Annotated in this window: 9 protein-coding genes; 3 read left to right on the forward strand and 6 right to left on the reverse strand. The window is 32.8% G+C overall.

The genetic code is table 11. From position 1 onward, the window contains the following. Positions 1–4 precede the first annotated feature (4 nt). Positions 5–1861 carry a helicase C-terminal domain-containing protein gene (locus MBBWO_RS07385; RefSeq protein ID WP_116670252.1) on the reverse strand — a complete coding sequence of 619 codons (1857 nt, stop codon included), beginning with the start codon at positions 1859–1861 and terminating at the stop codon, positions 5–7. Positions 1862–1957: 96 nt separating this feature from the next. Here MBBWO_RS07385 and cobI point away from each other — a divergent pair, with 96 nt between their 5' ends. After that, complete coding sequence (cobI, locus tag MBBWO_RS07390; protein ID WP_116670253.1) at positions 1958–2659, forward strand: precorrin-2 C(20)-methyltransferase; 702 nt, start codon at positions 1958–1960, stop codon at positions 2657–2659. A gap of 6 nt (positions 2660–2665) precedes the next feature. Here cobI and MBBWO_RS07395 read toward each other — a convergent pair whose 3' ends face one another. Further along, positions 2666–3451 carry a V4R domain-containing protein gene (locus MBBWO_RS07395; RefSeq protein ID WP_243408494.1) on the reverse strand — a complete coding sequence of 262 codons (786 nt, stop codon included), beginning with the start codon at positions 3449–3451 and terminating at the stop codon, positions 2666–2668. Positions 3452–3780: 329 nt separating this feature from the next. On the opposite strand from MBBWO_RS07395, the gene MBBWO_RS07400 reads away from it, so the two are divergent. Both MBBWO_RS07400 and MBBWO_RS07405 read left to right on the forward strand, forming a co-directional pair. After that, on the forward strand, positions 3781–5007 hold the full coding sequence (locus tag MBBWO_RS07400) for an FprA family A-type flavoprotein (RefSeq protein ID WP_116670254.1): 1227 nt from the start codon (positions 3781–3783) through the stop codon (positions 5005–5007). A gap of 46 nt (positions 5008–5053) precedes the next feature. Next, the gene (locus MBBWO_RS07405; RefSeq protein ID WP_116670255.1) at positions 5054–5467 is read left to right on the forward strand and encodes a ferritin-like domain-containing protein; all 414 of its coding nucleotides are present in this window, start codon (positions 5054–5056) and stop codon (positions 5465–5467) included. 64 nt (positions 5468–5531) lie between these two features. Here MBBWO_RS07405 and MBBWO_RS07410 read toward each other — a convergent pair whose 3' ends face one another. From MBBWO_RS07410 to ileS, 4 genes are read right to left on the reverse strand one after another with little or no spacing between them, the layout of a single operon-like run. Beyond that, entirely contained in the window at positions 5532–6680 is a 1149-nt protein-coding gene (locus MBBWO_RS07410; RefSeq protein ID WP_116670256.1) for a site-2 protease family protein, read from the reverse strand. A 16-nt stretch (positions 6681–6696) separates the two neighbouring features. Further along, positions 6697–7914: a molybdopterin molybdotransferase MoeA gene (locus MBBWO_RS07415; RefSeq protein WP_116670257.1), complete on the reverse strand. Its 1218-nt coding sequence runs from the start codon at positions 7912–7914 to the stop codon at positions 6697–6699. Positions 7915–7936: 22 nt separating this feature from the next. Then, positions 7937–10087 carry a phosphoribosylformylglycinamidine synthase subunit PurL gene (gene purL, locus MBBWO_RS07420; protein WP_116670258.1) on the reverse strand — a complete coding sequence of 717 codons (2151 nt, stop codon included), beginning with the start codon at positions 10085–10087 and terminating at the stop codon, positions 7937–7939. A gap of 9 nt (positions 10088–10096) precedes the next feature. Next, a complete protein-coding gene (gene ileS, locus MBBWO_RS07425) occupies positions 10097–13372 on the reverse strand; it encodes an isoleucine--tRNA ligase (protein WP_116670259.1) in 3276 nt (1091 codons plus the stop codon). Positions 13373–13399: the final 27 nt, after the last annotated feature.

A 13399-nucleotide genomic window follows, 5' to 3' on the forward strand; every position in this document is an offset into this window, starting at 1 on the left:
TTTATTATTTTAAGGTTACAACTGCTTCCTTAAAGTAGTCAGAAATTAATGACCTGTACAGCGGACTTTTAAGTAGCATTTTAATATCACTATCTAAGATATAAGTGTAACAGGAATCATCTTCTGCACGCATTCCACGACCATAAGCCTGCATTAAAGTCATTACAGTTTTATATGCATACCAGCGTCTATCTTTTTGTTGTCTAGACTTTATCTGCAAATCTCCTAAATATGGGAAAGGAATCTTATAAATAACCTGGAATCTACATTTATCATAAGGTAAATCCACACCCTCACTCATAGAAGGGGACACCAAAACAAGAGGGTTTTCATCTTTTTCAAAATGATTCAAGACTGTTTCCCTATTCCTGGAATTATGAGAAATCAATCTGGAATTGTTTAAATTGTTAATAATATAATTCTGACAATTATAGCTGTGAGTATGTATTAAACCTTTATCTCCTTCATGTTTTTTAAGGATTTTTTGTAAAATCTCTATAGTTTTAGGAGCAGTTTTTTTAATGGTCTTTTTAGACATTTTTCCAGCTAAATCTAAAATAATTGGCCTTTTTTCTTTAGTAAATGGACTATCCACTTTTATATGATAAACATCCTTAGGATTTAGCCCTAACCATTGTGAAAATAGCTTATGTGAAAGGATAGTTGCACTCATGAATAAAACAACATCCCCATATTTTAACAATCTATTTTTAGCATAATGATTAACCTTCAATGGTTTGAATGATACAGTATCCTTTTCATTGGAGTCAATAACCCAATTTTTAGGCTCATTTTCAAGATTTCTTATAAGAGTGTCTAATCTTGAAACATTTGATTTAAATCTATCTGCTTTTTCTTTAGAGATATCCCTAACATCAACATCATTATATGCATCCCTAATAGCTTCAACTTCCATTATCCAATCTTTAATTTGGCCATCTTTTAAAGTTTCACTGGACATTACTTTATTAATGTCTTTTTCTAGTCTGGAGTTATAAAGATTGATTTCAAGAGAGCTCATTAGTTTATTTTCAATATTATGAGCCTCATCTAAAATTAAAAGACTTCTTGATTTAAAATGCCTTACATAATTAAACTCAGCAAGTGCATAATCATAATTCATTACTGTAATTGGAGAATTAATTGCATTAGCCTTTTGCTGCCAATAGTTACAATGATTCTCAGATTGGAAAAATAAATCCCCACCATATGTTTCAAAAGCCAGTTCAGCATCCAATGTAGGATTTGCACTGATTCCAAAAGGACAGACAAATTTAGATGATGTTGGAGTTGTTCTGCAGTCCCCCATATCACAAGTAGTTTCTAATTGACTGTTTAAACATCCAAAATTAGCTCTTCCTTTAACTAATGGGAACTCAAATTCATCACAATATTGAGATTGAAGCTGCTTTGTCATTGTTAAAATATAAGCAGACTCATAAATCTTAGCTAGTGTAGTAGCTATTGCAGATTTTCCTATACCAGTTCCTGCCTCTAAAATAATATATTTATAACCTTGCCTAATTGCATCCTGTATATCCTGTATAATCTGCAGTTGATTATCCCTAGGATGTCTAAAAGGAAAATTTTCAATAATCTCCAAATCAATATTTGGATTATCTCTACTTAATTCAGAAATAACCTCATCCTCTAACCTATGTTCTTCAATGGAATAAACAATAGGAATATCATCATTAATAAAATTGGATTTAGGTTTTTTAAAACTAAATAAATCAACAGAATTAGAAGAATCAGCATCTTCCTTAAATTTAAGAGTATTTGTTGATTTGGAAGGATATTTTCCACATTTACAGTTAGATTTTAACATTCCACAATTTGGGCAAAAAATAGAATCAGGCATGAAAAATATATTAGTTAATTATAATATAAATAATTTATAGAAAGAGTATTTGAAAAATAATATCCTCATAAAACTTATTATTTTAATGTGATATAGATGGCAGAAAAAGGAAAATTAATTGGAATAGGTGTTGGACCTGGAGACAGTGAATTATTAACTTTAAAAGCAGCAAAAATATTAGAAACTGTACCAGTTGTTTGTTCACCAAAATCCTCAAAAGAAAAAGAAAGTATAGCTCTATCAATCGTTAGACCACTTTTAGAAGAAAGAAAAGACTACAAAAGATTAATGGTAGTAGAACCAATCTTTCCTATGACTGAAGACAAAGAAGAATTAAATATATGCTGGGACAGAGCTGCATTTTTAGTATCCAGCTATTTAGATAGTGGAAGAGATGTTGCATTCATAACACTTGGAGATCCATCAATATTTTCAACATTCTCTTATGTGCAGGAAAGATTAAAAGAGAAATACACTGTAGAAACTGTTCCTGGAATTACTTCATTTACAGCTTGCGCTTCAGCTATTAATGAATCTCTTGTAGAACAGAATCAGGTTTTAACCATTGTACCTAAAATAGATGACAGATTAGACGACATTCTTGAGTACAGCGATTCAGTTGTTTTAATGAAAGCATCTAGAAATACAAAAGAATTAGAACAATCTATTGAATCAAAAAATAGAGAAAAGAAAATATATTCAGTTGAAAACTGTACACAGGAAAATGAAAAGGTAATTAAAGGCTTTTCTGAAGATAAACCTTATCTTACAACCACCATAGTTAAATTTGAAGAATAATTCTTCTTAACTTTTTTTTACACCTACTGGTTCGATTTCAAATGTACACTGTTCATCACCCATAGTGTAACATTTGACTTCAATTACATTTACAGGTAATTTAAAGTAAGCACCAAATAAAGCTTCAAATATACCTGCATCTAAAAAACAAACAGGCTGACCTACTTTTGGAAGTAAAGCACATTCAAAACAGTCCACAGTAGTTATTTTAATAATTTGGCCCAAATCTACTGAAAGTTTACCTAAACCTTTATTTTTCCAGAAATCAGCTAAATTTTCAATGAAAATATCTAAATCTGGATTATATATTTTATTAAATAAAGCTTCACCAATACGTACACCAGTATCATGTAAAATTGGATTAATGTTTATTCCTTCTTGGATTAACATGGATCTTAATGTATGGAATAACAATAATGAGAATTCTTCATCAGTATTAACAATATTATCAATTAAAAAATCAGATTTTACTTCATCAACTTCCTTATTATCACAAACATTAACTGAACCTAAGTATTTAGATTTAAGATAAAAAATTTTTTTCCTATTGTCCTTAGGATCCATCCTATAAGAAATAATTCCATCTTCTCTTAAAGATTTTAAATGAACAGAAATTGTTGATTTAGATTTTCCAGTGTTAGATACAATTTCATCAAATTCCATATCTCCATCTCTAAGCATCTCTAGAATAGTCAGTTTAACAGGACTTTTCACAACATTTACTCCAATTTGATCTTCCTTATTAGAAAATATTTGAATTGGTTTCTGTTTTTTTATAAGAATTCCTCCCATAAATTACCATTAATAAAATTCAGTTAATATTTATTTAAGGTTAGATATTATTAATAAATTTAACTATTCTTATAGATTAAAACAAACCAATTGATAAAAATAATACAAATGAAAAAATAACGAATTATTGATAAAAAAAGATATAACCAACAGTAAAATGATAAAATAATCAAAATTAAAGCCTTATTAATCTAAAATAAAAATAAAAACAAACTGTTCGTTAAAAACATAATTATATATAGTCAGATAATTATAGATATGATTATTCATATTTACACTATCCCATAGTATAATATGAAACGAACTAACTATAATGAAGGTTTATTACAATGAAAGCAAAAGCACAAAAAATCGGTGAAGGAGTATACTGGATTGGTGTACTCGACTGGGATTTAAGAAGTTATCACGGTTATACTTTAGATGGAACTACTTACAATGCATATATTGTATTTGGTGATGAACATGTTGCTGTAATCGATAATGCATACCCAGGAAAAACCGCAGAAATGATGGCACGTATTGAAGACGCATTTGAACAAGAAGGCAGAGACGAAGTTAAAGTTGACTACATTATCCAAAACCACGTTGAATTAGATCATAGTGGTGTTTTAGTAGACTTACATAAAAGATTCCCAGAAGCACCTATTTACTGTTCTGAAATTGCAGTAAAAGGACTCTTAAAACATTACCCTTCCTTAGAAGGTGCTGAATTTGTAACTGTTGGAACTGGTGATTCTTTAGAATTTGACGGAAGAACCTTAGCATTCTTAGATGCATTCTTATTACACTGGCCAGACAGCATGTTCACATTACTCGTTGAAGACGGAATTTTATTCCCTAACGACGCATTTGGTCAACACTTATGTTTCCCACAAAGATTTGACCACGAAATCCCTGAATATGTCTTAATGGATGCAACTAAAAAATTCTATGCAAACTTAATTACTCCACTTTCAAAACTCGTTCTTAAAAAATTCAACGAAGTTACTGAACTTGGATTACTTGAACAAATTAAAATGATTGCACCATCCCACGGTCAAATCTGGACCGACCCAATGAAAGTAATTGGCGCATACAGTGCATGGGCTACTGGTGAATGTGAAGATAAAATTACCATTATCTACGACACAATGCACTACTCTACCCAACACATGGCTCATGAAATTGCAGAAGGTGCAATGGCTGAAGGATACGATGTAGAAATCTTCTTCTTACACGAAGATGAAAGAAGTGAAATCGTAAAAAGCGTATTAACCAGTAAAGGAGTAGCTATTGGAGACCCTACCATCAACGATGTTCCATTCCCAAGTATTGGAGATATCTTATACTACTTAAAAGGACTTAGATTTGACAGAACCGGTATTAACCGTAAAGCTGTAACCTTCGGTTCCATGGGTGGAAAAGGTGGAGCACCTGAAGAAATAGCTGAAACTCTTAAAGAATGTGGATTCGATGTAATCGACACTCAAGAAATCTACTTCAGACCAACTGCTGAAGAAAGTGATGCTAGCTTTGAATTAGGTCAAAAATTAGCAAAAGCTTGTAAAGAGTTATAATTTATATAAGAAATAAGTACAAAATAACAATTGGAGGTTATTAATTATGATCAAATACGAACACAAAATCGGAACTACCAAAGGTACCGATGTAGAAAAAGAAGTTCAAAATAACTTTATGGGTGAAACCCAAGAAGTAGGTATGTACTTAGCTATGTCCAGACAAGCTTCCAGAGAAGGCTATGGGGAATTAGCTGAAGTATTCAAAAGATTAGCATGGGAAGAAGCTGAACATGCAGCAAGATTTGCTGAAATGAACGGAGTCATTAAAGAAACCCTCAAAGAAAACATCGAAATGATGTTAGAAGGAGAAAAAATGGCTAACGCTGAAAAAAGAGAAGCTTCCGAAAAAGCTGCAGAAGCAGGTCTTGAAGACGCAACCGACTTCTTTAAAGAAAGTTCTAAAGACGAAGGCCGTCACTACAAAATCTTAGAAGGAATCTTAGCTAGATACTTCTAAATAAAATAAATACGAAAGAATTTTTATATTCTTTCACTTTTTTCTTATTTTTAAAATCTTATTTTTATCCAATAAAACCATAAATTAAACTGAATATTATAATGGTTGCCAATACTATTGAAACTGCATTTGTAATTGGTTTATAAGTCTCTTCTTTTAATTTGTAACTTAATACAATTTCAAACATACGTCCACCATCCAATGGTTTTACAGGAAGCAAGTTAAACAATCCTACTCCAAGATTTAATATAAAAATCCATTGAGTTAATGTTGAAATTTCAAATAGAATCCAAGGAATAGTATCTCCAAATACAGAACTTACACTTTCTTTAATTTCAAAATGGTTAGCTGCCTGAACACCAACAAAACCACGAGAAGAATTACTTGGATTTTCAGATAGCGTAAGATTGTAAATTCCCTGATCTGTTCCAATAGATACCCTTTCACCAGGTACAAAAGTTTCAACAACTTCCATATAATCATTAGAATCCTTAATAGTATGATTATTAATTGATTCTAAAATCATTCCTTCCTTTAAAACTCCATTAGCTGGAGAATCACTAACAACCCTATCTATTTCAATCCCATTTTCATCAAAAGTATTAGGGATTCCATAGGTTCCCACCGCTGAAAAAATAAGTAATGCAACAATAGCTAGTGCAATGTTGGCCATTGAACCTGCAGCATAGACTCTTAACTGACTAAGTCTACTGCTTTTAACTAATTCTTCTTCATCAGGTTCTACAAAAGCTCCTGGAAGTATTGTAAAAAGTAAAAGACCGACAGATTTTATATTAATCTTTTCAACTCTTGATAATATTCCATGTGAGAATTCATGAACTATTAAAACTGTAGCAAGTGAGATTAATCCATAACCCAATGGCACATAGATTGTGGATCCTGGCATTTCAACCCCTGGAAGCACTATTGAAACTGCAGGAGCCTCTATCAGTGTTGATAATGACTGTATTAATGAATAGGTTATGAAAAACATAGCTATAAAAGAGATGATGATTCCAACATTCATAAACCATTTCCAGAATCTTGGAGAAAAATTAGCTATCTTCTCAATAACATTATGAAATCTTTTTGTTTTCCACATTATTGTGGGAAAATTTATTTCAAAACCATGATTAGAAAGTTGTCTTCTGAAAGTTAAAGACAATATCCAGACAAGGAAGAAAGCTATAATATAATACCATATCCCATTCATTAAAACACCATTAAGTTTACCAAATCATTGAATCAAAGAATACAACATCAACCATATCGCCTTTCTGATATCCTTCATCATTTTCGTCTATTATGATATAGCTGTTTGCATCAACCATTGACCTAATTACGCCAGAACCACGATTTAATATATGACGAGCATGTGACTCATCTGAATAAGTTCTAATAAAATCAGTTCTTCCAAGTTGTGAAGGTATTTTTAATTCAGATTCTTTTTTAACAATATCAAATTCAAAGTCCCTGCCCTGCATTCTAAAGAGATATCTTCTTGCAAACATGTCAAATTGTCCCATAGCTGCAACAGGCTGACCTGAAAATGCAAATACCATAGTATCATTAACTACTCCACAACCAAAAGCTTTACCAGGCCTTATTGAAACACCATGTAATAGCATATCCCCTATTTCATCAATAACATCCAGTACAACATCTCCTTTACTAATAGCTGTTCCACCAGTAGTTATTACAACATCATATTCTTCAGTTGCTTTTAAAATAGCTTCTTTGACTTCATCAAAAGTATCATGAGCCCTTCCAACTTCAGCAACAGCTCCTGAATCATGAACCATAGCTGAAATTGAGTATTGATTTGAGTTAATAATTTGAGCAGGACCTAATTCCTCTTTTGTAGGGTCAACAAGTTCATTTCCAGTAATGATTATTTTAACTCTTGGTTTTTTATAAACTTCCACTTCACTGTAACCTGCAGAAGCTATTAAACCTAATTCTTGATATCTGATAAAAGTTTTAGGAGATAAAATAACTGACCCTTTTTTAATATCTTCAGCCTTTGGACTTACATTTTCACCAGGAGTAACTTGAGAGGATAAAATTACTTCATCGCCAACAGTTTCTGTGTATTCTTTCATGATTACTGCATTTGCTCCTTCAGGAATTGGAGAGCCAGTAGCTATTACAATAGCTTCATTAGGACCTATTGTTTTATTAGAAGCTACACCTGCACCAATTGAATCAACTATTTTAAAAGTTTTAGGTGCTGATTTTGAAGCACCAAATGTATCCTCTGCTCTAACAGCAAATCCATCCATAGCTGATTTGTCAAAAGGAGGAGAATCATGAAAAGATTTGATTCCCTCAGCAAGTACTCTTTTATGAGCTTCCCCAAGACTAACAACTTCACTAGACATGATCTTTTGATGTTGTTCAATTTTACTTGAAGCCTCTTTTAAAGAGTCTAATTTAGACAAAAACATTAATATACACCAGTAACTTTAATTAAACCATATATTTTTCTAAAACGCCATGGAAAGCGTCATTTAATTCATTTATTTCTAATTCCAAATCATTTAATTTTAATGTTTCCCCTTTCACTTCCCCAATAATTGAAACAGGAACATTAATTTTATCCATCATATCATCCACAGCATCTTCACTAACAGTAACTAAGTATCTTCCATGAGATTCAGAGAATAATAAATCTACATCATCAATATCATCAGATGCTAAAATAGCTGATAAGTCGATTTCACAACCAATATCTCCAGCCATTACCATTTCTGCAAGTGCAACTGCTAAACCACCATTTGAAACATCATGGACTGCAGTAATAGCATTCTTATCATCGCAATCAATTAATTCCAATATAGTTTTACCATTAGCTACTTCTTCATCAACTCTAACTCTTGGAGCCTTACCTTCTTCAATTCCATGAACTGCTCTGTGATATTCAGAACCTTCAACTTCATCAAAGGTTTCACCAATTAAAAGGATTTTATCTCCAGCATTCTTAAAGTCCATTGTTCTGATGTTTTTAATATTTTCAACACCAATTACACCTACAGCAGGTGTTGGGTTAATTTTAATTCCTTCAGTTTCATTGTAAAAACTTACATTACCACTGATAACTGGAGCATCAAATTTTTCACTGACAAGAGACATTCCTTTAATAGTTTCTCTAAATTGCCATAATATTTCAGGTGTTTCAGGATTTCCAAAGTTTAAGCAGTCTACAACAGCATAAGGAGTAGCTCCCATAGATATTACATTACGGATAGCTTCAGCCACAGATCCTGCACCTCCATGGAAAGGAGACAATTTAGTATGAATTGTATTTGCATCTGTTGTAAGAGCAATAGCTGTTTCATCATCTATTCTAAGTACTGCTGCATCATCACCTGGTTTTACTACAGTTCTAACTTGAACTTCATGGTCATACTGCCTGTACACCCATTTTTTACTAGCTATATTAGGTGAAGATAAAACTTCAACAATAGCCTCTTTTAAGTCTGGATGTTTGACAGAAACTTTATTTTCATCTTCTGGAATTTCTTTAAGTTCACGGTCAATTGAAGGAGGGTCTGCTAAAAGGATTGTTGGTAAATTAGCTAATTCTTCTCCTTCATCAATAATTACCATGTTATCTCCATCAGTTACTTCTCCAATAACTGCAGAAACGATTTCATGTTTATCACAGATAGATTTTGCTAACTCCACATCATCTGGATTAATTACAAAGACCATTCTTTCCTGAGATTCAGAAAGCATTATTTCATAAGGAGTCATTCCTTCTTCTCTTAAAGGAATAGATCTTAAGTTTACAGAAGCACCATTATCAGAAGAGTCTGCCAATTCAGAAATACAGCAGGTAAGTCCTCCTCCACCTAAATCTTTAACACCACTGACATTGATTTTTTCTAAGATTTCAAGGGATGCTTCAAGCACTCTCTTTTTAGTGAATGGGTCTGCAACCTGAACAGCAGGCCTGTCTTCAGTTTCACTGTCAGATGTTAATTCTTCTGAAGCAAAAGTTACACCATGAATTCCATCACGACCAGTAGTTCCCCCCATTAACAGGAATACATCTCCAACATTTGGAGCTATTCCACGTACAATCTTGTCTTTTTCAACAAGCCCTACACACATTACATTAACAAGAGGGTTGGTTCTAAATGATTCATCAAATTCCACTTCACCAGCTACTGTTGGAACTCCAACTCTATTTCCATAATCAGAAATTCCTTTTACAACATGTTCAAATAAGTATCTTGATTTTTCATCTTCTAATGGTCCAAAACGAAGAGAATCAAGTAAAGCTATTGGCATTGCACCCATTGAGATAATATCTCTTAAAATACCACCAATTCCAGTTCCAGCACCACCATAAGGTTCAATAGCTGATGGATGGTTGTGACTTTCCATACCAACAGCAAGAGCATATTTATCAGTTACAGAAACTAAACCTGCATCATCTCCAGGACCTAAGATAATGTTTTCTCCTTCAGTAGGGAATAAACGTAATATTGGCCTACTACTTTTGTAGGAGCAGTGTTCTGAAAACATTACATCTAACATTCCTTCTTCTAAAGAGTTCATGTCTCTTTTAAGAATTCCTTTAATATATTCTACTTCAGAATCTGTTAAAGTCATTTTAACACCTTATTTTTTTATAGAAATACAAACTTTTTCACCTTCAATGTCCCATTCTTTTATGTGAACATTGTCATCATCATTAGCACTTGAACATTCCTCAATATCTGATATAATTAAGGAATTAGCTCTAACTTCATTAGAAACAAAGTCGCATTGAGGCATTATAAGATCTTTGAATTTAGTGGAGGTTTTAACAACAACTTCAATATTTGCTTCAACATCTAAATCCATGTCTTTTCTCATATCTTGAACTCTTCTAATAAGTTCACGTGCCATTGCTTCTTGCATAATCTCAGGAGTAATGTTAGTATTTACAAAGACATTACCTAATTCAAATTCAGAGCTTACAAAGTCATCAGGAAGTTCACTGTCAAATAATACATCATCATTAGATAATTCAAAGGATTTGTCACCTATTTCAACAACAATAGAACCATTGCTATCTAATTCTTCTTTGATTGCATTGCCGTCAGATTCTTCAAGATACTTTTTAACAATGCCCATATCACCTTTAAGTCTTGGACCTAAAGTTTTTAAGTTTGGTTTTGCATTAAATGAAAGGTTTTCAAATTCAGTGGCTGTTAATACTTCTTTTGTATTGGACTGATCTTTAATAATTTCACTTAAATCATCAATAGCTTTTAGAACCTCTTCATCTTGAGCTACGATTGTAATATCGCTTACAGGCCATCTTAATTTATATCTTGCAATATCTCTTGCTCTTGCAGCAGCCTCAATAACCTCTCTTACAATGTCCATTTTAGCTTCTAGCTCTTCATCAATTGCATCAGCATCATATCCCCAGTCGTTCATATGAATACTTTCTGCAGCTTCACTATCTACACCTAAAACTAAGTTTTCATATATTTCTTCAGTTATATGTGGCGCAATAGGTGCTAAAACATTAATGAGTTTATTTAAAGCCTCATATAAGCTGTAGTAAGCTCCAAGTTTATCAGGATCATCACTTTCAACCCATGTTCTTCCACGGATAAGCCTTACATACCAGCGGCTTAAATCTTCAAGGATGAAATTGTTAATTTTTCTTGTTGCCTTATGGAAGTATAAGTTGTTTAAATCTTCTTCAACATCACGAACAAGACTATTTGCCCTTGATATAATCCATTTATCCTCATTTCTAAGAATAATATCATCTTCAGTTATCTTTGTTGGGTCAAATTCATCTAAAGACATGTAGGTGGTTGAGAACACATATACATTCCAGAGGATATTGAACATTTTATTTATGTTGTTTAATTCATCCCATACAAATTTAAGGTCTTCCCATGGTTTATTAGCCCATAACAAGTAGAATCTTAAAACATCTGCACCATATTTTTCAATAACTTCCTCAGGTGCAACAACGTTTCCTAAAGATTTACTCATTTTCTTTCCATCTTCATCTAATACAAATCCATGCATTAAAACCTTTTTATATGGTGCCCTGTCCATTGCAATTACACCAGTACCAAGTTGAGAGTAGAACCAACCTCTAGTCTGGTCGTGACCTTCTGTAATAAAGTCATAAGGGAACCATTGGTTAAATCCATTATCTTCTTGAGGATAATAAAGTGAAGCCCAACCAGCTACTCCTGAATCAATCCATACATCTAAAACATCAGGTATTCTTTCAACAGTAGCTCCACATTTATCACATTTCATTTTAATTTCATCAACATAAGGTCTGTGAACAAGCTCTTCATCATCAACATCAATTTCATTTAATGCATTTTCCTTAAGTTCAGCTACTGAACCTACTACTTTAAGCTCTCCACAGTCAGGACATTCCCAGATAGGAATTGGAATACCCCAGTATCTTTGTCTAGAAATGGTCCAGTCTTTAGCATTGTCTACCCAGTCCCTAAATCTGCCTTCTCCAGCCCATTTAGGAATCCATTCCACTTTATCAAGTTCATCTAACATTTGTTGTTTAATATCAGTGACTTTAATGAACCATTGTTTAGTAGCTAAGTAGATAATAGGAGTTTTACATCTCCAACAGACCCCATATCTGTGAGTGAGAGTTTCATTTCTAAACATTAACCCTTTTTCAATTAAATCGTTGATAATTTCATCATTAGCTGATTTACAGAATTTACCTGCATATTTTCCTGCATCTTCAACAAAAGTACCACTTTCATCAATTGGGCTGAAAATAGGTAATCCATATTCTTTTCCAACTTCAAAGTCGTCAGGACCATGTCCAGGTGCAGTATGTACAAAACCAGTACCTTCACCAAGTTCTACATGATCTCCCGGTAAGATTGTGTGGACATTATCGATTTCATCAAATTCAACTTGTTTTGGAACTTCACTAGCTAATGGATAGGTATATGCTACTCCAAGTAAGTCTTCACCAGTAACATTTTTAACAATTTCATAGATGACTTCAACTTCTTCGATTACTGTGTCTTCTTCATCTTCATTTTCGGCAGGTATTTTCTTTTTGTGTACAATTTCTGCAGGCCCTAAGACATCTTCAAGAAGGTTTTCAGCTAAAAGTAATATTTCACCATCTTTTTTAACAAATGTGTAGGTGAATTCTGGGTTTACTGCAATAGCTAAGTTAGAAGGAAGTGTCCATGGAGTTGTTGTCCAAACAAGGAAATATTCTGGTAAATCATTATCTTCAAGTAAGGATTCTTTTACAGGAAACTTAACAAAAATAGAAGGATCTTCTTTTTCTTCGTAATCAATTTCTGCTGCTGCAAGTGCAGTTTCACAATGAGGACACCAGCTAATTACCCTTTTATCATTGACAAGTAAGTTTTTTTCATTAGCTCTTTTTAAGGTCCACCAAGCAGATTCCATGTATTTAGGATCAAGAGTCATGTACGGTTTTTCCCAGTCCATCCAGACTCCCAAATCATCAAATTCATGTTCCATAGCTATCTTGTTATCCATTGCAAATTCTTTACATTTATCAACAAAGTTAGCTATTCCAACTTCTTCTTCAATTTCCTGTTTACTTTTAATACCCATTAATTGCTCTACTTTATGTTCAATTGGAAGACCGTGCATATCCCATCCTGCTTGTCTTCTTAAACTGAACCCGTTCATACTTTTGAAACGTAAATAGCTGTCTTTAATTACTTTGTTCCAGGCAGTTCCTAAATGTATTTTTCCACTACAATATGGAGGACCATCTAAAAAGGAATATTGAGGTCCATTTGCTCTAAGTTTATTTACTTTAGAAAACATGTCCCCTTCTTTCCAGAAGTTTTGGACTTTATTTTCTATTTTTTTATGATCATATGACTTTTCTGCCTCTTTTATCGGCATTTTAATTCTCCTTAATTATATAAAATT

It is taken from the genome of Methanobrevibacter woesei (assembly GCF_003111605.1).
GTDB classification, from domain to species: Archaea; Methanobacteriota; Methanobacteria; order Methanobacteriales; family Methanobacteriaceae; genus Methanocatella; species Methanocatella woesei.